Source organism: Pseudomonas sp. AL03, assembly GCF_029960815.1.
GTDB lineage: Bacteria > Pseudomonadota > Gammaproteobacteria > Pseudomonadales > Pseudomonadaceae > Aquipseudomonas.
This window is the reverse complement of the sequence record NZ_JASBRE010000015.1, coordinates 125,354-149,454: the sequence shown is the minus strand read 5'-3', so window position 1 is coordinate 149,454 and position 24,101 is coordinate 125,354. Positions and strand designations below refer to the sequence as shown.

General features: G+C 59.3%; 18 protein-coding genes. 6 read left to right on the top strand and 12 right to left on the bottom strand.

The window, feature by feature from the left end; translation table 11 throughout:
• The first annotated feature begins 455 nt into the window (after window positions 1-455).
• Genes nirB through cobA form a run of 4 tightly spaced genes read left to right on the top strand, consistent with a single transcriptional unit; the run spans window position 456 to window position 6,730 of the window.
• Window positions 456-2,924, top strand: coding sequence for a nitrite reductase large subunit NirB (nirB, locus tag QK293_RS16355; protein WP_282378732.1), 2,469 nt, complete (start codon window positions 456-458; stop codon window positions 2,922-2,924).
• Window positions 2,921-3,238, top strand: a complete 318-nt coding sequence (gene nirD, locus QK293_RS16350) for a nitrite reductase small subunit NirD (RefSeq protein WP_282378730.1) — start codon at window positions 2,921-2,923, stop codon at window positions 3,236-3,238. Before nirB ends, nirD begins: the two co-directional genes overlap by 4 nt.
• Window positions 3,238-5,955 (top strand): nitrate reductase, encoded by a 2,718-nt coding sequence (locus QK293_RS16345; RefSeq protein ID WP_282378728.1) that lies wholly within the window; start codon window positions 3,238-3,240, stop codon window positions 5,953-5,955. The genes nirD and QK293_RS16345 overlap by 1 nt, the downstream gene beginning before the upstream one ends.
• 10 nt (window positions 5,956-5,965) lie before the next feature.
• Window positions 5,966-6,730: a uroporphyrinogen-III C-methyltransferase gene (cobA, locus tag QK293_RS16340; protein ID WP_282378719.1), complete on the top strand. Its 765-nt coding sequence runs from the start codon at window positions 5,966-5,968 to the stop codon at window positions 6,728-6,730.
• Between the two features lie 85 nt (window positions 6,731-6,815).
• On the opposite strand, the gene QK293_RS16335 is transcribed toward cobA, so the two are convergent.
• From QK293_RS16335 to ppsA, 8 genes are all read right to left on the bottom strand, one after another.
• A complete protein-coding gene (locus QK293_RS16335) occupies window positions 6,816-7,850 on the bottom strand; it encodes an OmpA family protein (protein WP_282378717.1) in 1,035 nt (344 codons plus the stop codon).
• Window positions 7,851-7,957: 107 nt separating this feature from the next.
• A complete protein-coding gene (sigX, locus tag QK293_RS16330) occupies window positions 7,958-8,548 on the bottom strand; it encodes an RNA polymerase sigma factor SigX (protein WP_282378716.1) in 591 nt (196 codons plus the stop codon).
• A gap of 86 nt (window positions 8,549-8,634) precedes the next feature.
• The gene (locus QK293_RS16325) at window positions 8,635-9,459 is read right to left on the bottom strand and encodes a mechanosensitive ion channel domain-containing protein (protein WP_008027407.1); all 825 of its coding nucleotides are present in this window, start codon (window positions 9,457-9,459) and stop codon (window positions 8,635-8,637) included.
• 2 nt (window positions 9,460-9,461) lie between these two features.
• The gene (locus QK293_RS16320; protein WP_045060997.1) at window positions 9,462-9,710 is read right to left on the bottom strand and encodes a hypothetical protein; all 249 of its coding nucleotides are present in this window, start codon (window positions 9,708-9,710) and stop codon (window positions 9,462-9,464) included.
• A gap of 63 nt (window positions 9,711-9,773) precedes the next feature.
• Window positions 9,774-10,769, bottom strand: a complete 996-nt coding sequence (locus QK293_RS16315) for a zinc transporter ZntB (RefSeq protein WP_282378708.1) — start codon at window positions 10,767-10,769, stop codon at window positions 9,774-9,776.
• A gap of 27 nt (window positions 10,770-10,796) precedes the next feature.
• On the bottom strand, window positions 10,797-11,288 hold the full coding sequence (gene rraA / locus QK293_RS16310) for a ribonuclease E activity regulator RraA (protein ID WP_282378706.1): 492 nt from the start codon (window positions 11,286-11,288) through the stop codon (window positions 10,797-10,799).
• Window positions 11,289-11,409: 121 nt separating this feature from the next.
• Window positions 11,410-12,399, bottom strand: a complete 990-nt coding sequence (locus tag QK293_RS16305) for an alpha/beta fold hydrolase (protein ID WP_282378704.1) — start codon at window positions 12,397-12,399, stop codon at window positions 11,410-11,412.
• 91 nt (window positions 12,400-12,490) lie between these two features.
• A complete protein-coding gene (ppsA, locus tag QK293_RS16300; RefSeq protein ID WP_282378702.1) occupies window positions 12,491-14,866 on the bottom strand; it encodes a phosphoenolpyruvate synthase in 2,376 nt (791 codons plus the stop codon).
• A 174-nt stretch (window positions 14,867-15,040) separates the two neighbouring features.
• Here ppsA and QK293_RS16295 point away from each other — a divergent pair, with 174 nt between their 5' ends.
• Window positions 15,041-15,859 (top strand): pyruvate, water dikinase regulatory protein, encoded by an 819-nt coding sequence (locus QK293_RS16295; protein ID WP_131062994.1) that lies wholly within the window; start codon window positions 15,041-15,043, stop codon window positions 15,857-15,859.
• 95 nt (window positions 15,860-15,954) lie between these two features.
• On the opposite strand, the gene QK293_RS16290 is transcribed toward QK293_RS16295, so the two are convergent.
• Window positions 15,955-17,364, bottom strand: coding sequence for a PLP-dependent aminotransferase family protein (locus QK293_RS16290; RefSeq protein WP_282378695.1), 1,410 nt, complete (start codon window positions 17,362-17,364; stop codon window positions 15,955-15,957).
• A 137-nt stretch (window positions 17,365-17,501) separates the two neighbouring features.
• Here QK293_RS16290 and QK293_RS16285 point away from each other — a divergent pair, with 137 nt between their 5' ends.
• Window positions 17,502-18,413: an EamA family transporter gene (locus QK293_RS16285; protein WP_282378751.1), complete on the top strand. Its 912-nt coding sequence runs from the start codon at window positions 17,502-17,504 to the stop codon at window positions 18,411-18,413.
• Window positions 18,414-18,415: 2 nt separating this feature from the next.
• On the opposite strand, the gene prpD is transcribed toward QK293_RS16285, so the two are convergent.
• The 3 genes from prpD to acnD all read right to left on the bottom strand — a co-directional run bounded on the left by prpD (window position 18,416) and on the right by acnD (window position 23,927).
• Window positions 18,416-19,900 (bottom strand): 2-methylcitrate dehydratase, encoded by a 1,485-nt coding sequence (prpD, locus tag QK293_RS16280; RefSeq protein ID WP_282378693.1) that lies wholly within the window; start codon window positions 19,898-19,900, stop codon window positions 18,416-18,418.
• Between the two features lie 191 nt (window positions 19,901-20,091).
• Entirely contained in the window at window positions 20,092-21,282 is a 1,191-nt protein-coding gene (prpF, locus tag QK293_RS16275) for a 2-methylaconitate cis-trans isomerase PrpF (RefSeq protein ID WP_282378692.1), read from the bottom strand.
• 53 nt (window positions 21,283-21,335) lie between these two features.
• Entirely contained in the window at window positions 21,336-23,927 is a 2,592-nt protein-coding gene (gene acnD / locus QK293_RS16270) for a Fe/S-dependent 2-methylisocitrate dehydratase AcnD (protein WP_282378690.1), read from the bottom strand.
• Between the last annotated feature and the right edge of the window lie 174 nt (window positions 23,928-24,101).

The following is a 24,101-nucleotide window of genomic DNA, read 5'->3' as shown; positions in this document are numbered from 1 at the left end:
GGGCGAGTCCATACATAGCAGCTGGCGAAGCCTGCGTTCGGCTGCGAAGCAGTCGCGATTTCATTCACCGCGGTGTGCCTGATGCACTGTGTATGTAGGAATTACGACTGCTTCGCAGCCGAACGCAGGCTTCGCCAGCTGCTACAGAGACCGCTCCAATTGCGGGCAACGTGCATTGATTCGGTGCAAAAACATCCCAATCAAATACCGAGACCGCGACCAACCCCAGTAAACCCTGGCATCTGAGGAACTTGGCACAACCACTGCATTACCTCTCTCATCAACTATAAAGCCCAGCCTTCAACGACGAAGGATGCGCTTCCCGAGAGAACGGGACCAGGACAAAGGCGTCCTCGCTAGGCAACTAGCGGGACGCCTTTTTTTGTTTGCGCAAAATGTGTCGAGCAAGACCTGAAAGCCCTGATGAGGCGGGTCTGAGCTCCCCGGAGAACCTGATGAAAAAACTAAAACTGGTGATGATCGGCAACGGCATGGCCGGGGTTCGTACCCTGGAAGAGCTGCTCAAGCTGAGCAATGAGCTGTACGACATCACGGTCTTCGGCGCCGAACCCCATACCAACTACAACCGCATCCTGCTGTCGCCCGTGCTGGCCGGTGAACAGACCTTTGAAGACATCGTGCTGAACGATCTGGACTGGTACCTGGACAACAACATCAAGCTGATGTTGAACCGCAAAGTGGTGGAGATCGATCGGGTCAAACGCCGGGTCATCGCCGAAGACGGCAGCGAGGCCGAATACGATCGCCTGCTGATCGCCACCGGTTCGACCCCGTTCATCCTGCCGATCTCCGGCAACACCTTGCACGGCGTGATCGGCTACCGCGACATCGCCGATACCCAGGCAATGATCGACACCGCGAAAACCCACAAGCACGCCGTTGTGATCGGTGGCGGCCTGCTCGGCCTGGAAGCCGCCAACGGCCTGATGCTGCGCGGCATGCACGTCACTGTGGTGCACATCGGTGAGTGGCTGCTGGAACGGCAACTGGACAAAACCAGCGGCCAGTTGCTGCAAACCGCCCTGGAAGCCCGCGGCCTGCATTTTCGTCTTTGCGAGCAAACCCAGGCCCTGCACGATGCCGGCAATGGCCGGGTCGGTTCGGTTGAGTTCAAGAATGGCGACATCATCCCCGCCGATCTGGTGGTGATGGCCGCCGGCATTCGCCCCAACACCGAACTCGCGGAAAAATCCGGCATCCCTTGCAACCGCGGGATTCTGGTCAACGACACCCTGCAAACCTACGACCCACGCATCTATGCCATCGGCGAATGCGCCAGCCACCGCGGCATCGCCTACGGCCTGGTGGCGCCGCTGTTCGAACAGGCCAAGGTCTGCGCCAACCACCTCGCCCAACTGGGCTTCGCCACCTACAAGGGCTCGGTGACGTCGACCAAATTAAAAGTCACCGGCATCGACCTGTTCTCCGCCGGCGACTTCATGGGCGGCGAAGGCACCGAAACCATCACCCTCTCCGACCCGATCGGCGGGGTCTACAAAAAACTGGTGATCAAGGATGACGTGCTGGTCGGGGCCTGTCTGTACGGCGATACGGCGGACGGTGGCTGGTATTTCCGGCAGATCCGTGAGAATCACGACATCGCGCAGATCCGCGATCACCTGATGTTCGGCGGCTCTTCATCCATGGAGCTGGCTCTCGGCGACGTAGGACATCAAGGCCAGGACAAAGCCATGAGCATGGCCGACACCGCCGAAGTCTGCGGCTGCAACGGCGTGTGCAAAGGCACCATCGTCAAGGCGATTCAGGAACACGGATTATTCAGCGTCGACGACATCAAGAAACACACCAAGGCGGCCAGCTCCTGCGGTTCCTGCGCAGGGTTGGTGGAACAGATCCTGATCAACACCGTGGGCGGCGCGGCGGACGTCAAACCGAAAAGCGAAAAAGCCATCTGCGGTTGCAGCGACCTCAACCACGGGCACATTCGTCAGGCCATCCGCGAGCAGCATTTGCTGACCATCGCTGGCACTCTGAGCTACCTGAACTGGCGCACTCCGAACGGCTGCGCCACGTGCCGCCCGGCGCTCAACTATTACCTGATTTCCACCTGGCCCGGCGAAGCCAAGGACGACCCGCAATCGCGCCTGATCAACGAACGGGCCCACGCCAACATTCAGAAAGACGGCACTTACTCTGTAGTCCCACGGATGTGGGGCGGTGTGACCAATCCCTCGGAGCTGCGGCGCATTGCCGACGTGGCCGACAAATACAACGTGCCAATGGTCAAGGTTACCGGCGGCCAGCGTATCGATTTGCTGGGGATCAAGAAGCAGGACCTGCCGGGCGTCTGGAAGGATCTCGACATGCCATCCGGCCACGCTTACGGCAAATCCATCCGCACCGTGAAGACGTGCGTCGGCAGTGAGTTCTGCCGCTTCGGCACCCAGAACTCCACGCAACTGGGCATCGAGCTTGAGCACGACCTGTTCAACATGTGGTCGCCGCACAAAGTGAAACTGGCCGTCTCCGGTTGCCCACGCAACTGTTCGGAAGCGGGCATCAAGGACGTCGGAATTATCGGCGTGGATTCCGGCTGGGAGATGTACATCGGCGGCAACGGCGGGATCAAAACCGAAGTCGCGGAATTCTTCGTCAAGCTCAAAACCGCCGAAGAAGTGCGCGAGTATAACGGCGCCTTCCTGCAGCTCTATCGCGAAGAAGCCTTCTACCTCGAGCGCACCGTGCATTACCTGCAACGGGTCGGCATGGAGCACATCAAGAAAGCCGTGCTGGAAGACCCGGAGCGACGCAAGGCACTCAACGATCGCCTGCAATTCTCTCTGTCTTTCGAACAGGATCCGTGGAGGGAACGCCTGGAGCAGCCGCTGCTGAAAAAAGAATTCGACGTCATCGCGGTGAAGAACCTGGAGGTGCCGGCATGAACTGGCTGGATATCTGCGCACTGGAAGAAATCAATGCCCTCGGCTCCCGGATCATCGCGGGCCCGACAGGTGACATCGCGATTTTTCGTACAAGCGACGATGAGGTTTTCGCACTCGACGACCGCTGCCCGCACAAGGGCGGTCCGCTGTCCCAGGGTTTGATCTACGGTAAACGGGTCGCCTGCCCGCTGCATAATTGGCAGATCGATCTGGAAACCGGCGAAGCACAGGCTCCGGACATCGGTTGCGCTCACCACCATTGCGCACGGGTCGAGAATGGCCGGGTGCTGCTGGCTCTGCGGGAAGCAAGCTGATGAACAGTCAGATCACCGCTTCCACCTGCTGCTACTGCGGGGTCGGCTGCGGCGTGCTGATCGAGCATGACGGCGAGCGCATTCTCGGCGTCAGCGGCGATCCGGCGCACCCGGCCAACTTCGGCAAACTGTGCAGCAAAGGCTCTACATTGCACCTGACCGGCGACCTGACGGCTCGGGCGCTATACCCCGAACTGCGCCTCGGCAAAGGCTTGGCCCGCAGCCGCACCGATTGGGACACCGCCCTTGATCACGCCGCCAGCGTTTTTGCCGAGACCATCGCCGAACACGGCCCGGACAGCGTGGCGTTCTACATCTCCGGGCAATTGCTGACCGAGGATTACTACGCGTTCAACAAACTGGCACGAGCGCTGGTGGGCACCAACAACATCGACAGCAATTCGCGCCTGTGCATGTCTTCGGCAGTGGTCGGCTACAAGCGCAGCCTGGGTGCCGACGCACCGCCGTGCAACTACGAAGACCTGGAGCTGAGCGACTGCGTGATGATCGTCGGCAGCAACATGGCCTACGCCCACCCGATACTTTTCCGTCGGCTGGAGGAAGCGAAATCCCGTCGGCCGCAGATGAAAGTCATCGTCATCGACCCGCGTCGTACCGACACCTGCGATTTGGCTGACCTGCACCTGGCCATTCTGCCGGGTACCGATGTCGCGTTGTTCCATGGGATTTTGCACCTGCTGTTGTGGGAAGACTGGGTCGACCGGGACTTCATCAAGGCCCACACCGAAGGCTTGGCCGAGCTGAAAAACCTGGTGCGCGATTACACGCCGCAGATGGTTTCGCAGCTCTGTGGGATCAGCGTCGAGCAACTGCAGCAATGCGCCAAATGGGTCGGCACCTCGAAGAGTTTTCTGTCGCTATGGTGCATGGGGCTGAACCAGTCCACCGCCGGCAGCGCAAAGAACAGCGCACTGATCAACCTGCACCTGGCCACCGGGCAAATCGGCCGCCCCGGTGCAGGGCCTTTCTCCCTGACCGGTCAGCCGAATGCCATGGGTGGCCGCGAAACCGGCAGCTTGTCGAACCTGCTGCCAGGCCATCGCGAAGCCGCCAATGCTGAACATCGCGCGGAAGTGGCAGCCTATTGGGGCGTTGAACAACTCCCCGAGAAGACCGGGCTAACCGCCATTGAACTGTTCGAGCAGGTGCGTAGCGGGAAAATCAAGGCGCTATGGATCGCTTGCACCAACCCCGCGCAGTCAATGCCGGATCAAACCGCCGTGCGCGCGGCACTGCAAGCCTGTCCGTTCGTGGTGTTGCAGGAAGCTTTCCGCACCACCGAAACCGCAGCGTTCGCTGACCTGTTGCTGCCCGCCGCCAGTTGGGGTGAAAAGGACGGCACGGTGACGAACTCCGAGCGGCGAATTTCCCACGTTCGTCGAGCCGTCGTCGCACCGGGCGAAGCCCGCTCCGACTGGGCGATCACCGTAGATTTCGCACAACGCCTGGAACAACATCTGCGTCCGGGGCAAACCAGCCTGTTTACCTTTGAAACGCCGGCGCACGTCTTCGATGAGTACAAACAACTGACCCGCGGGCGTGATCTGGACTTGTCCGGCATCAGTCACGCGCTGCTCGACCGCCTCGGCCCTCAGCAATGGCCCTTCCCTGCGGGTGCCAGCGAAGGCACGGCTCGGCTGTACCTGGACGGGATTTTCCCGACTGCCAGTGGACGCGCGCAATTCGTGGCCGACCCGTATCGCGCCGCCAAGGAACAACGCGATGCGCACTTCCCGCTGACCCTGATCACTGGCCGCCTGCGGGATCAATGGCACGGCATGAGCCGCACCGGCACCGCCGCGCAGCTATTCGGCCACGTCAGCGAAGCAGTGTTGAGTCTGCACCCGGAAGAACTGCGTCGGCATCGGCTGCAACCGGGCGACCTGGTCAGCCTGAAAAGTCGCCGTGGCGCGGTGATTGTCGCCGTCGGCAGCGACGACAGCGTGCGCCCGGGCCAGGCCTTTCTCCCCATGCATTGGGGTGACCGCTTCCTCAAGGGTGGCGTAAATGCACTCACCCAACCGGCTTTCGACCCGTTGTCGAAACAACCCGAACTCAAGCACAGCGGCGTGCGCCTCGAACCTGTGCAACTGCCGTGGAACCTTTTCGCCCTGGTCGAGGACGATGTTCAACAGCATTTTGAGACGCTACGACCGCTCTGTGAGGCGTTTTCCTACGTAAGCCTCAGCTTGGCTGGCCGTGAACGCCCCGCGCTGCTGATACGCGCTGCGAGCACCGGCGCACCAGATCCGCAACTGCTGCGTGATATCGATCAATGCCTGGGGCTCAACGAAGGCCCGGTTTTGGCTTACGACGACCCACGGCGCTCCATCGGCAAACGCGTGCGGATCGAGAACGGTCGGATCACCGCGATTCGTCTGGCCGGCGAAACCCTCGCCCAACACTGGCTGCAAAGCCTGTGGCTCGAAGGTCGCGCGGATGAACAACTGCGGCGCTGGCTGCTGGCCCCGCTGAGCGCACCACCGGGCAACGCCAATACACCGGCCGTCGATCACAAAACCCTGTGCAACTGCAAAAACGTCAGCCAGAGCGCGGTCTGTGCGGGCATTAGCCGCGGCCTGGATCTGCAGGGTCTGAAACAAGAATTGGGCTGCGGCACGCAATGCGGTTCCTGCGTCCCGGAAATCAAGCGTTTGCTGGCCGCCACAGCGCAGCCGATCGCCGTCATCTCGTGAGGAAAACACTATGAGCGCAAAAGTCTGGCTGGTGGGTGCGGGCCCCGGGGATCCGGAATTGTTGACCCTCAAGGCTGTGCGAGCGTTGAGAGAAGCGGATGTGGTGCTGATCGATGATCTGGTCAACGACGCAGTGCTCGAGCATTGCCCGCAGGCGCGGATCATTCCCGTGGGCAAGCGCGGCGGCTGTCGCTCTACGCCTCAGGCATTCATTCATCGACTGATGCTGCGTTATACCCGCCACGGTCAATGCGTGGTGCGGCTCAAGGGTGGTGATCCGTGCATTTTCGGCCGTGGCGGTGAAGAGGCGCAGTGGCTTAGCGAACGCGGGGTTGAGGTTGAGCTGGTCAACGGCATCACGGCAGGGCTTGCCGGCGCAACGCAATGCGGTATTCCGTTGACCCTGCGGGGCGTCGCGCGTGGCGTGACGCTGGTCACCGCCCACACTCAGGATGGCAGCAGCTTGAACTGGCAAGCCTTGGCGCAAGGTGGCACGACGCTGGTGGTGTATATGGGTGTCGCAAAACTGAGCGAGATTCGTGAGCAGCTGCTGGCCGGCGGAATGGCGGCGGATACACCGGTGGCGATGATTGAAAATGCTTCCCTGCCACACCAACGGGACTGTCGGAGCGATCTGACAGCGATGGAAGACGATGCCTACGCCTTTGAGTTGAAGAGTCCGGCAATCCTGGTCATCGGCGCGGTCGCGGCCTGCGCAGAAGTATCCCTGTCGGTATCTGATTTTCCCGCGAATGCAGTCAATCAGTCAGCCTGACTCGCCCTGCTTCAACCCTGCCCTCACCAAATCGCTGACAAAGAAAAGCCCGGCCTAAGCCGGGCTTTTCAGAGCTGCGAGCTAATTACTTAGCGTTAGTTTCTACCTGCGCTTCTACGCGACGGTTTACAGCGCGACCAGCGTCAGTTTTGTTGTCAGCAACTGGGCGGGATTCGCCGTAGCCAACAGACTGAACGCGAGTCGATTCAACACCGTACTGGTTGGTCAGAACTTGCTTAACGGCGTTTGCACGACGCTCGGACAGTTTCTGGTTGTAAGCGTCAGGACCGACGGAGTCAGTGTGACCTTCAACAGTAGTGCTGGTGGATGGGTACTGCTTCATGAAGTCAGCGAGGTTTTTGATGTCGCCGTAGCTGTTAGGCTTGACTACCGACTTGTCGAAGTCGAATTTCACATCCAGCTCAACACGAACAACTTCAGCAACTGCTGGGCAGCCATCAGCGTCAACAGTTACGTTGGCTGGGGTGTCCGGGCACTTGTCAACGTTGTCGCATACGCCATCGTTGTCGCTGTCGGCGCAAACTTCAGCTGGTGCAGGAACTGGCGCAGCAGCAGGCTTGGAGCCGCCACCGAAGTTCACACCGATACCGACGCTTGGAGCCCACTCGGTGTCGCCCTGGTCGATGTTGTACTGAGCTTCAACGCCGGCACGGGCGTAGAAGTTGTCGGTGAAGTACAGCTTGGCACCGCCGCCAACGTTGGCGAAGGTGGAACCGTTACGACCGCTTTTGCCGTTCTGGCCGATGCTTTGATCGGAGAAGCCAGCCGATACGTACGGACGCAGCATGTCGCCCGGGTTGTTGAAGTGGTACAGAGCGTCCAGAGCGGTGTTGGAGCCCTTGATGTTACGGCCGTCTTCGGCACGTGCATTGTGCACTTCGTCGTAAGCCAGACGCAGTTCAACGTCGTCGGTCAGGAAGTAACCAACAGAACCACCGAACAGGTTGCCGTTGTTCTTGAAGTTACGAGCGCTGTCGAATTGTTCTTTCTTTGCGAAGCCTTCGATTTCAACTGCGCCTTGGCCTTGTGCCAGAGCGCCGAACGAAGTGGCGGCAATCAAAGAACCAATGGCCAAGCCCAAGGTGTTTTTCAGTTTCATCCGTTAAATCCCCATCTGGTGATTGTGAAGCAGTCCCGCAAACCGGGGGACAACTCGGCGGCAAGTCTATCAGAACTTGCCTACACGTAAGAGATATTTGCGCCGAACTAAGTTTCAGCAATGCCTGCAAATTTCTCACGCAATTTATCTAGAGCACGTTTGTATCGCATTTTTGTCGCACTCAAACCCATGTGCATGATGTCTGCGATCTCCTGAAACTCCAGCTCTGCGACAAATCGTAGCACCAGAATTTCACGGTCAATCGGGTTCACATACACCAACCAGCGATCAAGTCCACCCGTTTCCTCAGGTTTCGGCGCCTTTTCTTCAGACGCTTCCTCGAGGGGGTCCAGACTCAAAGCATCCATCAAGCGACGCTTTCGCCGTTCTTTCCGATACTGCGTGATGCATTCGTTGTACGTGATGCTATATAGCCACGTCTTGAACTTCGATTTACCTTCGAAGTTCTTCAGGCCGTACAGCACCTTCAACATCACTTCCTGACAGACATCGTCTGCATCACGATCGTTCCCAAGATATCGCGCACAGACGTTAAATAATGTTCGCTGGTAACGCCGCATCAGTTCTTCATAGGCGCGCGTTACGTGAAACAGCTCGGTATGCGAGCGCGCGACCAACTCCTCATCAGAGAGCTCGCGGGGGTCGTAGCGCGTGGACAGCGATTGAGCTTTATTCAAAACAAGTCGGGCCGACAGTCAGGTCAATGTCCGCCGCGCCCTTTCAGGGCACTTTGCGGCGGCATACATTAGCAGGGTTTGCCGGATTAGCGGCTACTCACATGCTGCTCCAGGAGGATCCGATTGGAGAGAGAGACTAGCTCACCCTCATCGGTCAGCAATGTGGTTTTAACCGTGCCGATCTCTTCGATCTGGCCTTCGACCTCGCCAACACGCACTTGTTGCCCAACCTGATATAACTCACGCACATAGATTCCCGCAAGAATCTGACCGGCAATTTCCCGGCTTCCCAACCCCATGGCCAGCGCAACCGCCAGACCAACGGTAATCAATACGATCACAATCACATGGTTGAGCAGGTCAGTCTTGACCTCCAACTGGCTGATTGCGACCGAAATACTGATGATAATCACCAGGCCCTGGGCAATTCGCCCCAGACCCGCAGCGTAATCCAGTCCTACGCCCTCTGCCGCCCCACGCACCAGCCCATTGGCCAGTTGCGCGAGCAGTACACCCACCAGCAGCACCAGCGCGGCGCCGAATACTTTCGGCAAATACAGCGCAAGCATGTCAAGCGTAGCCGAAACTCGCTCAAGTCCAAGGGATTCTGCGGCAGAAACCAGAAAAATCAGCAGAACGAACCAATAGACGATCTTGCCGATCAACGTCGAGATCGGCACTTGAAGGCCGGCCCGGGACAGCAATTTAGTCAGACCCGTGCCACCCATCAGGCGATCAAGGCCCAGCTTGGCGAGCAACTTGGACAACAAAGTATCCAAAAGTTTCGCCACGACGAAACCCAACAGCAGCACAACCAGTGCGCCGAACAGGTTCGGGATGAAATTTGCAACCTTGGTCCATAACGCAGTCATGGCAGTGACGAGGCTCTGAGTCCAGAGATCAAGTTCCATATTCAATCAGCCTTATCAGCAGTGCGAACGGTAGGTTTACGGTGGCGGGATACCGGCGAGACGTGGGCCGAGCCGTTGTTAAGGGCAATCATCAGCGCGGGCAGCCAACGGCCCAGCAGACTGAACAGATCACCGGCGCCGACCTGACGGTTGGCGGTTTTCAGTACACGCCCCAGGCACGCATCGTCGTCCCGGGTGGACGGTGATGCCTTGAGCATGTCACGCAAAGACTGTTCAAACGGATCGTGCATACGCACCTCTCGTGATGTCTGTGAAAGACGCGATCAAATTTGGTCGGGTCACATGACTCACCCTCAGACCCAGCGCAAACGTCGGAATAACCACCACTGACCCAGTGCCACCGAGACCATCATCAGGCAGGCAATCGGGAAGCCATAAGGGCTTGCGGAGAACGGAATCCCGCCGACGTTGATACCCAAGAGACCGGCCAGAAAACTCATTGGCAAAAAGATCCCGGTGATGATCCCGAAGCGGTACATCGTGCGGTTCATGCGCACGCTCAAACGTCTATCTTCGGCCTCGAGGACCAACCCCACCCGCTCCCGGGTCAATTCAAGCTCCTCGAGATACCGGGTCAGGCTGTTGTTCAATTCGTTCCAGTAGTCACCGTCATCTTCGACGAACCAAGGCAGTTTTATTCGTGTCAGCTGACCAAAAATATCCCGCTGCGGCGCAAGAAATCGTTTCAGTGCGGCAGCCCTGCGACGGATCTGCAGAACGGCTCCGTGCTCGGGTGTATACCGTTCGTCGGCATCCAGCTTTTCTTCTTCCTCATCGACCACTTCCGAGAGGCAACTCACCAGATCCTGCACCTTGTTGGTGAGGTATTGCGCCATATAAAGGATGAGTTCTGACGCAGTTTTCGGTCCTTTACCTTCGGCGATTTGCACCAGCAATTCATCGGTGGCGCGCAACGGACGCAAACGCAGAGAAATAACCCGCTGGGCCGACGCAAAAATCCGCACCGAGACCATGTCTTCCGGCTCGGCGCCCGGGTTCAGATTGACCCCACGCAAAAATAGCAGCAGTTCGCTGTCCGAAAGCTGTACAAGACGCGGCCGGGTGTTTTCTTCAAGCAACAGGTCACAGCTGAACTCACTCAGACCGCTGGATTTACGCAGCCAGGTCTGGGTTTGCGGGTGACTTCGATCCCAGTGCAGCCACAGGCTTTCATGGGCCTGCAGCTGCAAGTCATCGAGTTCAGTCCGGGCTATCGAACGCGCACCGCCTTTACCGTCCAGCACCAGGGCATGCACCAGCCCCCACTGCGCGTTTTCTTCCTCGAACATCCTCACCCCTTTGTTAGTAAAGCGCTTTTATTCAGGCATCTTCAGCGGGCTAGGCGAGATGATCACGCCGTTATTGTCCGCATAGATGTAGTGACCTGGATGGAAGGTCACGCCAGCAAAGGTCACCGCAATGTTGATATCGCCGAGCCCACGCCTGTCGGATTTCCTCGGGTGGCTGGCAAGGGCCTGAACGCCCAGATCGGTTTGCGCGATGATATCGACGTCACGGATGCAACCGTAGATCACCAGCCCTTCCCAACCGTTTTTCGCGGCTTTTTCGGCCAGCATGTCGCCCAGCAACGCATGACGCAGGGAACCACCGCCATCGACCACCAGCACCTTGCCATTACCCTTGAGCTCGACCTGCTCCTTGACCCGCGAGTTGTCTTCGAAGCACTTGATGGTCACGATTTCGCCGCCGAAGGAATCTCGACCGCCGAAATTGCTGAACATCGGTTCCAGCACCTGCACCAGTTCCGGATAGGCGTCGCACAGGTCAGGCGTGAGGTAATGGTTCATCGAGAAACTCCTGTAAAGAGGAAGACAATCGAGTGTGTCGCAAAGTGACCAGAAAAGCTCAATGCGTCATATCTTAGCCGCAAGCCGAACGGAGCGAAATGCCCTTGTTAGAGCATCCAGCTTAGATCGCCGCCGCCAGATCCGGTTCTTCACCGAGCAATGGCGTCTGCTGATCTACCAACCAGCGCGCCACCAACGGCCAGACTTCAGCCTGGGCGGCTTTGCTGACAAGCATTTGCACATGACCGAAATTATCACCGAAGCCCTGCTCGCGACCCAGGTTGATAAATTGCTTTTGCTCGCAACCGATCTGATCGAACAGTTTACGGCAAGCCCACGTCGGGTCCTGATGATCGCTGGCTGCACTTACCGCCAGTATCGGCACCTGAACATCAGCCAGACCGGCCCACCAATCCTTGTCGGCATCGCCGAAGCGCCCGAACAGGCCATACCAGCGCATGCTTTCCAGGGCCAGGCCAATCGGCTCGTCCTCCGGGCCGCGCTTGAGCCTTGAACCGGACAACTGGGCAAAGCGTTTAAGAATGAAGCGTCCGCTCCACTCCACCGGCGGAATCTTCAACGGCCAGTAGGTGCGACTGACTTGTGTACCAAAAAATGCCGCGGAAGCCACGACCGGCTCGCCGATGTACTTGCCACCCAGCGCCGCCGCCAGCGTAATCCCGCCCAGCGAATGACCGATCCAGTGCGGGACCTGGCCGCTCTGCTCACGCACGAACGCGCCAATGGCCGGCAGATCGTAACGAGCGTAGTCGGCGACGCGGTTCTTGCGGTAGTTCTGGTTGCGCTGGGACAGGCCATGACCGCGCATTTCCGGAATCCATACATCGAATCCCAGACGCGTCAGATAGGCGCCCAGACCCAGGCCTTTTGGGGAAAACCAGAACCGGCGATTGGAAAAGCTGCCGTGCAACAGGATCACCGGCACGCCACGCACCGCAGGCTCGTCGGCCATACCGAGTCGTGTCACAGCCAGTTCGACGGTGCCATCAGGGCTGTTGCCGGGTTTCAGACGATAGACGTCTTCGCTCAGATCGCCGCGCCGCTCGGCGCTGATCAGGGCGACAGGAAATAGGTTGCTGCTGCTTTGCATAATGCTCTTGCACAAAAAAGGGCGGCGTCCAGAGGAGCCCGCCCTACTTGATTCTTAAAACCTCGGCCACTTGACCGAGGCTTCATTCACATCAGGCCGGAGCTTGACCTTCAGCCAGGAAGAACCAGGTTTCCAGTACGGAATCGGGGTTCAACGAAACGCTTTCGATGCCCTGTTCCATCAGCCATTTGGCCAGATCAGGGTGGTCCGAAGGGCCCTGACCGCAAATGCCGATGTACTTGCCAGCCTTGTTACACGCCTGAATCGCGTTGGCCAACAGCTTCTTGACCGCCGGATTACGCTCGTCGAACAGGTGAGCGATGATCCCGGAGTCACGGTCCAGACCCAGTGTCAGCTGAGTCAGGTCGTTGGAGCCGATGGAGAAACCGTCGAAGAACTCGAGGAACTCTTCAGCCAGAATCGCGTTGGACGGCAGTTCGCACATCATGATAATGCGCAGGCCGTTTTCGCCGCGCTTCAGACCGTTCTCCGCCAACAGGTCGATGACCTGGCTGGCTTCGCCCAGGGTACGGACGAATGGCACCATGATTTCGACGTTGGTCAGGCCCATCTCGTTGCGCACGCGCTTGAGGGCACGGCATTCGAGTTCGAAGCAGTCACGGAACGCTTCGCTGATGTAACGCGAGGCACCACGGAAGCCCAGCATCGGGTTTTCTTCTTCCGGCTCGTAGAGCTTGCCACCGATCAGGTTCGCGTATTCGTTGGACTTGAAGTCCGACAAACGCACGATGACCTTTTTCGGCGTGAACGCAGCGGCCAGGGTGCTGATGCCTTCAACCAGCTTCTCAACATAGAAACCGACCGGATCGTCGTAGCCGGCAATGCGCTTGTCGACGCTGTCTTTGATTTCCTGCGGCAGCCCGGCGTAGTTCAGCAGCGCCTTGGGGTGAACACCGATCATGCGGTTGATGATGAACTCCAGACGGGCCAGGCCCACACCGGCGTTCGGCAGTTGCGCGAAGTCGAAGGCGCGGTCCGGGTTGCCGACGTTCATCATGATCTTGAACGGCAGATCAGGCATGGCGTCCACGGAGTTTTTCTTGATGTCGAAGCCCAGTTCGCCTTCGAAGATGTAACCGGTGTCGCCTTCAGCGCAGGAAACGGTCACGCCCTGACCGTCTTTCAACAGCTGGGTGGCGTTGCCGCAACCGACCACGGCCGGGATACCCAGCTCGCGAGCGATGATCGCCGCGTGGCAGGTACGACCGCCACGGTTGGTGACGATGGCGCTGGCGCGTTTCATGACCGGTTCCCAGTCCGGGTCGGTCATGTCGGAGACCAGAACGTCGCCGGGCTGGACTTTGTCCATCTCGGACACGTCCTTGATGATCCGCACCTTGCCGGCGCCGATGCGCTGGCCAATGGCGCGACCTTCAACCAGCACGGTGCCGGTTTCTTTCAACAGGTAGCGTTCCATGACGTTGGCCGAGGTACGGCTCTTCACGGTTTCAGGACGGGCCTGAACAATGTAGAGCTTGCCGTCGTCGCCGTCTTTGGCCCATTCGATGTCCATCGGGCACTTGTAGTGCTTCTCGATGATCATCGCTTGCTTGGCCAGTTCGCTGACTTCGGCGTCGCTCAGGCAGAAACGTGCGCGATCAGCCTTGTCCACGTCGATGGTCTTGACCGATTTACCGGCCGTGGCGATTTCGCCGTAGATCATCTTGATGGCTTTGCTGCCCAGGTTGCGACGCAGGATGGCCGGACGACCGGCTGCCAGCGTGCCTTTGTGGACGTAGAACTCATCGGGGTTCACCGCGCCTTGTACGACGGTTTCACCCAGGCCGTAGGCGCCGGTGATGAACACCACGTCACGGAAGCCCGACTCGGTATCGAGGGTGAACATCACGCCGGCGGTGCCGGTTTCGGAGCGGACCATGCGCTGCACGCCAGCCGACAGGGCCACCAGCTTGTGGTCGAAGCCCTGGTGCACGCGATAGGAAATGGCGCGGTCGTTAAACAGGGAAGCGAACACCTCTTTGGCGGCGCGAATAACGTTTTCGACACCACGGATGTTCAGGAAGGTTTCCTGCTGACCGGCGAAGGAAGCGTCCGGCAGGTCTTCGGCGGTAGCGGAAGAGCGCACGGCCACGGCCATGTCAGGGTTGCCGGCCGACAGCGTAGCGAACGCAGTACGGATCTCGGCGTTGAGCTTCTCGGGGAATTCGGCTTCCATGATCCATTGGCGGATCTGGGCGCCGGTCTTGGCCAGGGCGTTGACATCATCGACGTCCAGGGCGTCGAGGGCGGCATGGATCTGATCGTTCAGGCCGCTCAGTTCCAGAAAATCACGATAAGCCTGAGCTGTCGTGGCGAAGCCACCGGGCACCGATACACCGGCACCTGCAAGGTTACTGATCATCTCGCCGAGGGATGCGTTCTTGCCCCCCACGTGCTCTACATCATGGACGCCGAGCTTATCGAGGGAAACTACGTACTCTACCAAGGTGATCTCTCCACTAACTGTGTTGGAAAAGCTCAGAAGCCGGCTGCTACAGGGAGCGTTTGCCAGCTGTATGGCCTGGACCTGGAAAATAAGTGAGAATGCGGGCCACTGGCGGCCGGCAAATCGCGCCTACTATATCCAAGATTCGTCACTAGCTTAAGGCCCAAGGTGCAAATGAAACGATCTGCTTTCTTTATTTCCGACGGCACCGGCATCACAGCCGAGACCCTCGGCCAAAGCCTCCTGGCGCAGTTCGAAAACATTACCTTCAGCAAATTCACGCGGCCCTACATCGACAACGTGGATAAAGCGCGGGCCATGGTACAACAAATCAACAAAGCCGCCGAAAACGACGGCTTTCGGCCGATCATCTTCGACACCATTGTCAATCAGGACATCCGTGAGATCCTCGCAACGTCCAATGGTTTCATGATCGACATTTTCTCGACCTTTCTGGCGCCGCTTGAACAGGAACTGACCGAGCATTCTTCCTACACCGTCGGCAAATCCCACTCGATTGGCAGCAACTCCAATTACATGGAGCGGATCGAGGCGGTGAACTTCGCCCTCGACAACGACGACGGTGCGCGCACGCATTATTACGACAAGGCGGACCTGATCCTAGTGGGCGTGTCGCGTTGTGGTAAGACGCCGACGTGCCTGTACATGGCCATGCAATTTGGCATCCGTGCGGCCAACTATCCGCTGACCGAAGACGACATGGAGCGCCTGCAACTGCCAGGCACCCTGCGTGCCCACCAGCACAAACTGTTCGGCCTGACCATCGACCCGGACCGCCTCACCGCGATCCGCAACGAGCGCAAGCCCAACAGCCGCTATTCGAGCTACGCCCAGTGCGAATTCGAAGTGCGCGAGGTGGAAAATCTGTTCCGCCGCGAGAACATTCCGCACATCAATTCCACGCATTTTTCGGTGGAAGAGATTTCGGCGAAGATCCTGGTGGAGAAAGGCGTGGAGCGGCGATTCAAGTAGTTCTTTAGCGCCTGTTACACCGCTTTCGCGGGCAAGCCTCGCTCCTACAAGGGCACCTACATCCTGTAGAAGCGAGGCTTGCCCGCGAAGAACGATTACTCGGTCTCCCTGAGTGCCCCCGCCAGCGCTTCAAACCCTCGCAGCAACAACCGATCATCCCCCGCCGAATGACAAACACTCGCCCGAACAAACTGCGGCACCGCCCCATGCCCGATCGCAAACGCCTCGGCGGTGGCGACCAGATAACTATTCTCCTTGAGCTCCGCTGCAATCTGCGACGCCCGCCAAGGCTCAGGCACTTCAATCCAGAAGTGCGGACTATGGGGATGGGTTTTGTACGCCAAACCCTCCAGCAGCCCACTGACCAACGCCTTGCGTCGACTGATCTCAACAATCTGCTGGCCCAGCAACTGCTTGGCAATCTCGTTTTCTATCCACAGACTAGCCACTTCCAGCGACAGCGGGCTGGCCATCCAGCACGTCCCGCGCACCGCTGCGCTCAAACGTCCGATCAACGGTTGCGGCGCATGCAGGTAACCGACCCGCAAACCTGCCGATACGGCCTTGCTCAAACTGCCGATCAGCACCGAGCGCTCCGGGGCGAAATGACTGAGCGGTAACGGGCGCTGTTGCGCCAGCACGGCATGGGCTTCGTCTTCGAAGATCAGCAAATTGTGCTGACGACACAGCTCAGCAATCGCCTCGCGTCGTGCGACGGACATCACTGCAGCCGTAGGATTCTGGATCGTCGGCGTGCAATACAGTGCTGAGACACGATGGTTGCGGCAAACCTCCTCCAGGGCATCGGGCATCAGCCCTTCATCATCCATCCCGACGCCGATGAGTTTTATCCCGAGTTGGCGTGCGACGCTGATCAGCCCCGGGTAGGTCAGGTGCTCCGTCACCAACGTATCGCCCGCCTTGAGCAACCCCATCAAGGTACACAACAGACCGTGCTGGCCGCCGTTCACGCAAACAATCTGCTCGGCGCTCGGGACAAATTCTTGATGGCTGAGCCATTTCGCGCCCGCCGCACGATAGCGTTGCAAACCGACATCGGCGGTGTAGCCGCTGATGTGTTGCAACGCCTCAGGATCTAGGGACAACGCTTGCAGGCTCTGACTCAAAAACAGCGCTTCCTGCCCAGGAATCGGTTGATTGCGGCTCATGTCGAAAAACGGTTGCGGTTCATCGCTGACATTGCGAAAGCCACTGTCCCGTGGTCGTTCCATCCCTCGCTGACGCACATACGTGCCATCTCCTACGCGAGCGACTACCAAACCAACACGTTCGAGTTCCCCGTAAGCACGGCTGATGGTGCCGATGGTCACTTGGAGGCTGTCGGCCAACAGTCGATGAGGCGGCAATTTGCAGCCGGGCTCGATCAGCCCCTCGGCAATGCCTTTTTCGACAGCCTCAGCAAGGCGTTTGTATTTCACACCCAGACCGTTGGCGAGGCCGTCGCGCAGGATTGACACCATGGCAATACTTGTTTTGACAATCATTACAGTCCCGAATAGCGTGCTTAAAACAGGTTCAATCATGGATAAACCTTTTGCAGATGAAGGTCAATTCCGACAACAACAGGAACTCGATCATGTCCATTGCCGTCAGTGCACCTTCAAGTACTGCAACCCCCCGGCTGGCCGCCCTGGTCACCAGCGTGTTGTTCCTGATCGTTTGCTTGAGCTGGGGCACGACGTGGCTCGGGATCAAGATTGCAGTTGAAAGTGTGCCGCCACTCACTGCCGCCGGACTGCGGTTCCTGATCGCCTTTCCATTGTTCCTCAGCTTTGCCCTGCTGCGCCGCGAACCGCTGCTGTTTCCGAGGGGAAGCCGCGGGTTCTTTGTCTTCGTCACGCTGTCGTACTTCAGCCTGCCGTACTACTTGCTCAACTACGGCGAGATGCACGTTTCGTCGGGTCTGACGGCGCTGCTGTTCAGCTGCATGCCGGTGTTCATCCTGATGTTTTCCGCGCTGTTTCTGCGGGAGAAAATCTACCCCTCACAACTGCTCGGCATCGCCATCGGGTTCGGCTCGCTGTTCATGATTATCCGCAGTCAGGGGCTGCATCTGGACCACGCCGAGTTGTTCGGGGTGCTGGCGATTCTCTGTGCCGCCGTGATGCATGCACTGTGTTACGTGGTGACCAAGAAACACGCCAGCGCGATCAGCGTGATTACCTACAACACCCTGCCGATCGGCATCGCCGGATTGATGCTGTTCAGCGCGGGATTGGCTGTCGAAGCCCCGGTGTTCGACGCCATCACCGCGCGGTCGTGGAGCGCCCTGCTCTATCTGGGGCTGGTGGCGTCGGTGGGCGGGTTTATCGTTTACTTCCTGCTGCTCAAGCGACTGAGCCCGATCATTCTGTCGTTTGTGTTCATCATTTTTCCGGTGTTCGCGGTGATCATTGGTGCCTGGTATGAGAGGCAGAGTCTTTCGCCGGAGCTGATGGTTTACTCTGCGGTTCTGCTGACAGGGTTTGCCATTACCAAGTTGCCGGTGGAGAAGTGGCTGGCGCCCGCCCTCGGACATACGCCAGCGCCGTAGGCTCAGATCACAAACAAATCCACAAACCGATTCACCGGTGTCGCCTCAAGCGCCGCCTGGTCCTTGCACAACGCAAAAATCTCAGCGCTGCGCTGGGCGTTGAAGCGGGTCGCCAGGTTGGCCTTGAACTTGTCCTCCAGTAACGGAATGCCGTCGCTGCGGCGACGGCGATGGCCGATCGGGTACTCCACCAACACGTTTTCGGTGCTGGAGCCGTCCTTGAAGAACACCTGTATCGCATTGGCAATCGAGCGCTTATCGGCCTCCAGGTATTCGCGGGTGTAGCGCGGGTCTTCGACGATGACCATTTTTTCGCGCAGCACGTCGATGATCGGATGCGCCGCGTGGAAGTCGTCCTCGTACTGCTCGGCCACCAGATTACCGAACGCCAGCGGCACGGCAGTCATGTACTGAAGGCAATGGTCACGGTCCGCGGCGTTGGCCAGCGGGCCGACCTTGGAGATGATGCGGATCGCTGATTCGTGGGTGGTGATGACGATTTTGTCGATTTCGTGCAGGCGATTTCTGACCTGCGGGTGCAGGGTGACAGCGGCTTCGCAAGCGGTTTGTGCGTGGAATTCGGCCGGAAAGCTGATCTTGAACAGCACGTTTTCCATCACGTAACTGCCGTACGGCCGGGAGAAGCTGAACACGCGTTTGTCTTCAGGCTTGAGCGCCAGATCGTTGTTGGTGTGGCTGAACAGCACGTCGTAGAAGCCCCACTGTTTGGCGGTCAGCACGCCGGGGATGCCCATCTCACCACGCATCGCAATGTCCGCCAGCCGCACGCCGCGACTGGACGCATCGCCTGCCGCCCAGGATTTACGCGATCCGGCATTCGGCGCATGACGGTAAGTGCGCAGCGCCTGACCGTCGGCGAAGGCATGGGATAACGCTGACAACAATTGCTCGCGATTGGCGCCCATCAGCTTGGCGGTGACGGCGGTCGAGGCGACTTTCACCAGGATGACGTGATCGAGGCCCACGCGATTGAAGGAGTTTTCCAGCGCGATCACGCCCTGGATCTCGTGGGCCATGATCATGGCTTCGAGTACCACGCGAACGGTCAGTGGCGCCTCGCCATTGGCCAGGCGTTTTTGCGACAGGTGATCGGCCACCGCAAGAATGCCACCGAGATTATCGGACGGATGCCCCCACTCGGCCGCGAGCCAGGTGTCGTTGTAGTCGAGCCAGCGGACGATGCAACCGATGTCCCACGCCGCTTTGACGGGATCGAGACGGTAAGGGGTGCCGGGGACGCGAGCGCCGAACGGAACGACGGTGCCTTCGACGATCGGGCCAAGATGTTTGGTGCATTCGGGGAAACGCAGGGCCAGGAGACCGCAGCCGAGGGTGTCCATCAGGCAGTTGCGGGCAGTGTCCAACGCTTCTTGGGATTCGATTTTGAAGGTCAGGACGTAATCGGCGATGTCTTGCAGGACCGTGTCGTAGTCGGGGCGGTTGTTCAGGTCGACGTTGGCGCTCATGTTCGATTCACTCTTGAAGTGGTTCGTTGATGGGACCTCGGTTCAGGGGCAATCTCAGTCGGTTACAAGATTCTTATTGTTGAAATGCGGTCCTGTAGGAGCCAGCGGTGCGGCGATCCGACTTGCCGGCGAAGGCGATCTTGAGGACGCCTTCGCCGGCAAGCCGTGCTCCTACAGGGGATAGGTGTCAGTCAGAAAGAGTCGCCCGGCACACGAACAAACCCTTCCATCAACACCCGCGCACTGCGGCTCATGATGGCCTTGTTCACGGTCCATTCGCCGCTCACCTGGCTGGCTTCAGCACCCACGCGCAAGGTGCCGGACGGATGCCCAAAGCGCACAGCATTGCGTTCGATGCCGCCCGCCGCAAGATTCACCAATGTGCCGGAAATCGCCGCCGCCGTACCGATCGCCACCGCCGCCGTGCCCATCATCGCGTGATGCAACTTGCCCATGGACAACGCGCGCACCAGCAGGTCGACATCATCCGCCGCAATCGCCTTGCCACTGGAGGCAACGTAGTCCGCTGGCTTGGCAACAAAGGCAACCTTGGGCGTGTGCTGACGCTTGGCCGCTTCGTCCAGATCCTTGATCAAGCCCATGCGCAACGCGCCGTAAGCCCGAATGGTTTCGAACATCGCCAACGCTTTCGGATCGCTATTGATCGCGCCCTGCAGCTCGGTACCGGTGTAACCAATGTCTTCGGCGTTGACGAAAATCGTCGGGATGCCGGCATTGATCATGGTCGCCTTGAAGGTCCCGACACCCGGCACCTCCAGGTCATCCACCAGGTTGCCGGTAGGGAACATCGAACCACCGCCGCCCTCTTCTTCCGCTGCCGGGTCCATGAATTCGACCTGCACTTCCGCGGCCGGGAAGGTCACGCCATCGAGTTCGAAATCGCCGGTTTCCTGTACTTCACTATTGGTGATCGGTACGTGGGCGATGATGGTCTTGCCGATGTTGACCTGCCACACGCGAACCACCGCAATGCCGTTCTGCGGGATGCGGCTGGCGTCCACCAGGCCGTTGCTGATGGCGAACGAACCCACCGCTGCCGACAGGTTGCCGCAGTTACCGCTCCAGTCGACGAAGGGCTTGTCGATGGAGACCTGACCGAACAGGTAATCGACGTCGTGATCGGCCTTGATACTTTTCGACAGGATCACGGTTTTGCTGGTGCTGGAGGTCGCACCGCCCATGCCGTCGATTTGCTTGTCGTACGGGTCGGGGCTGCCGATCACCCGCAGCAACAAGGCATCGCGAGCCGGGCCGGGAATCTGTGCCGCTTCGGGCAGGTCCTTCAAGCTGAAGAACACGCCTTTGCTGGTGCCGCCACGCATGTAGGTGGCGGGGATTTTGATTTGAGGTACGTGAGCCATGTCATTCCTCTATTGGCCGCCAGGGGATTCGAAATCCCCTGCGGCTCTGCGTTTTAAACGGCGACGGCCGATTCCAGGAAGTCTTGTGCGAAGCGCTGCAGCACGCCGCCCGCCTCGTAGATCGACACTTCTTCGGCGGTGTCGAGGCGGCAAGTCACCGGCACTTCGACGCGTTCGCCGTTCTTGCGATTGATCACCAGCGTCAGCTCGGCACGCGGGGTGCGCTCCCCAATCACGTCGTAGGTTTCGCTGCCATCGATGCCCAAGATCTTGCGGTCGGTGCCCGGTTTGAATTCCAGCGGCAACACACCCATGCCCACCAGGTTGGTGCGGTGAATGCGTTCGAAGCCTTCGGCCGCAATCGCTTCCACACCCGCCAGACGCACACCTTTGGCTGCCCAGTCGCGGGACGAACCCTGACCGTAGTCGGCGCCGGCGATGATGATCAGCGGCTGCTTGCGTTCCATGTAGGTTTCGATGGCTTCCCACATGCGCATGACCTGGCCTTCCGGCTCGACGCGAGCCAGCGAACCCTGTTTGACCTTGCCGTTTTCCTGAACCATTTCGTTGAACAGTTTCGGGTTGGCGAAGGTTGCGCGCTGCGCGGTCAAATGATCGCCCCTATGCGTTGCGTAAGAGTTGAAGTCCTCTTCCGGCAGGCCCATTTTCGCCAGGTATTCGCCGGCGGCGCTGTCGAGCATGATCGCGTTCGATGGCGACAGGTGATCGGTGGTGATGTTGTCCGGCAGCACTGCCAGCGGGCGCATGCCCTTGAGCGGACGAGCGCCAGCCAGCGCGCCTTCCCAGTACGGCGGACGGCGGATGTAGGTGCTCATCTCGCGCCAGTCGTACAGCGGCGTCACTTTCGGGCCGGTGTCTTCGTGGATGGCGAACATCGGGATGTAGACCTGACGGAACTGCTCCGGTTTGACCGAAGCCTTGACCACTGCGTCGATTTCTTCGTCGCTCGGCCAGATGTCTTTCAGGCGGATTTCCTTGCCATCAACCACGCCCAGCACATCTTTTTCGATGTCGAAACGGATGGTCCCGGCGATAGCATAAGCCACTACCAACGGCGGCGAAGCGAGGAACGCGTTCTTGGCGTACGGGTGAATCCGGCCGTCAAAGTTGCGGTTGCCGGACAATACCGCCGTGGCGTACAGGTCGCGGTCGATGATCTCTTGCTGGATCACCGGGTCCAGGGCGCCGGACATGCCGTTGCACGTGGTGCAGGCGAAGGCGACGATGCCGAAACCGAGTTGCTCCAGCTCGCTGGTCAGGCCGGCCTCGTCGAGGTACAGCGCCACGGTTTTCGAACCCGGCGCCAGGGAAGATTTCACCCACGGTTTGCGGGTCAGCCCGAGCTTGTTGGCATTGCGCGCCAGCAGGCCGGCGGCGATGACGTTGCGCGGGTTGCTGGTGTTGGTGCAACTGGTGATGGCGGCGATGATTACCGCGCCGTCCGGCATCTGGCCGGGTACTTCGGTCCACTGGCCGGAGATGCCTTGGGCGGCGAGGTCCGAGGTCGCAACGCGCGCGTGCGGGTTGCTCGGGCCGGCCATGTTGCGCACCACCGACGACAAGTTGAAGGTCAACCCACGCTCGTATTGCGCATTCTTCAAGCTGTCAGCCCACAGACCTGTGGTCTTGGCATATTGCTCCACAAGCTGCACCTGCTCGTCTTCGCGGCCGGTGAGTTTCAGGTAGTCGATGGTCTGCTGGTCGATGTAGAACATCGCCGCCGTAGCGCCGTATTCCGGGGCCATGTTGGAAATGGTCGCGCGGTCGCCGAGGGTCAACGCGGAGGCGCCTTCGCCGAAGAACTCCAGCCACGCACCAACCACTTTTTGCTGACGCAGGAACTCGGTCAGCGCCAGCACCATGTCGGTGGCGGTGATACCCGGCTGCAGCTTGCCAGTCAGCTCGACGCCGACACTTTCCGGCAGACGCATCCACGACGCGCGGCCAAGCATCACGCTTTCCGCTTCCAGACCGCCGACACCGACGGCGATCACACCCAGTGCATCGACGTGCGGAGTATGACTGTCGGTACCGACGCAGGTGTCGGGGAACGCCACGCCGTCGCGCACCTGGATCACCGGAGACATTTTCTCCAGGTTGATCTGGTGCATGATCCCGTTGCCCGGCGGGATCACGTCGACGTTTTTGAAGGCCTTTTTGGTCCAGTTGATGAAGTGGAAACGGTCTTCGTTGCGACGGTCTTCGATGGCGCGGTTCTTCTCGAACGCCTCTGGATCAAAGCCACCGCGCTCGACGGCCAGGGAGTGGTCGACGATCAATTGCGTCGGCACCACCGGGTTCACTTGCGCCGGATCGCCACCTTGCAGTGCGATAGCGTCACGCAGGCCGGCGAGGTCGACCAGCGCGGTCTGGCCGAGAATGTCGTGGCACACCACGCGGGCCGGGAACCACGGGAAATCGAGGTCGCGTTTGCGCTCGATGAATTGCTTCAGGGATTCGGTGAGCGTGACCGGGTCGCAGCGACGCACCAGGTTTTCCGCCAGTACACGGGAGGTGTACGGCAGAGTGTCGTAGGCGCCGGGCTGGATGGCTTCGACTGCCGCGCGGACGTCGAAGTAATCCAGATGGCTGCCGGGCAACGGTTTGCGGAATTCAGTGTTCATCGTCAGGACTCGGTCACGGTGGTTACAAAAGGTGGGGCCTGGCACAGTCCTGAATTGAAACCGTCCCCTGTAGGAGCGAAGCTTGCTCGCGAAAGCGGTGTATCAGTCGACATCAATCTTGAATGTCAGTCCGTCTTCGCGAGCAAGCTTCGCTCCTACAAGGGCTTTCGGTTC

Coding starts and splice junctions, on each gene's coding strand:
- prpF (WP_282378692.1), bottom strand. CDS start 21,282: ATGGCTCACGTACCTCAAATCAAAATCCCCGCCACCTACATGCGTGGC.
- QK293_RS16320 (WP_045060997.1), bottom strand. CDS start 9,710: ATGCACGATCCGTTTGAACAGTCTTTGCGTGACATGCTCAAGGCATCA.
- QK293_RS16325 (WP_008027407.1), bottom strand. CDS start 9,459: ATGGAACTTGATCTCTGGACTCAGAGCCTCGTCACTGCCATGACTGCG.
- QK293_RS16295 (WP_131062994.1), top strand. CDS start 15,041: ATGAAACGATCTGCTTTCTTTATTTCCGACGGCACCGGCATCACAGCC.
- prpD (WP_282378693.1), bottom strand. CDS start 19,900: ATGAGCGCCAACGTCGACCTGAACAACCGCCCCGACTACGACACGGTC.
- QK293_RS16345 (WP_282378728.1), top strand. CDS start 3,238: ATGAACAGTCAGATCACCGCTTCCACCTGCTGCTACTGCGGGGTCGGC.
- QK293_RS16335 (WP_282378717.1), bottom strand. CDS start 7,850: ATGAAACTGAAAAACACCTTGGGCTTGGCCATTGGTTCTTTGATTGCC.
- nirB (WP_282378732.1), top strand. CDS start 456: ATGAAAAAACTAAAACTGGTGATGATCGGCAACGGCATGGCCGGGGTT.
- QK293_RS16315 (WP_282378708.1), bottom strand. CDS start 10,769: ATGTTCGAGGAAGAAAACGCGCAGTGGGGGCTGGTGCATGCCCTGGTG.
- QK293_RS16290 (WP_282378695.1), bottom strand. CDS start 17,364: ATGATTGTCAAAACAAGTATTGCCATGGTGTCAATCCTGCGCGACGGC.
- acnD (WP_282378690.1), bottom strand. CDS start 23,927: ATGAACACTGAATTCCGCAAACCGTTGCCCGGCAGCCATCTGGATTAC.
- cobA (WP_282378719.1), top strand. CDS start 5,966: ATGAGCGCAAAAGTCTGGCTGGTGGGTGCGGGCCCCGGGGATCCGGAA.
- nirD (WP_282378730.1), top strand. CDS start 2,921: ATGAACTGGCTGGATATCTGCGCACTGGAAGAAATCAATGCCCTCGGC.
- QK293_RS16305 (WP_282378704.1), bottom strand. CDS start 12,399: ATGCAAAGCAGCAGCAACCTATTTCCTGTCGCCCTGATCAGCGCCGAG.
- rraA (WP_282378706.1), bottom strand. CDS start 11,288: ATGAACCATTACCTCACGCCTGACCTGTGCGACGCCTATCCGGAACTG.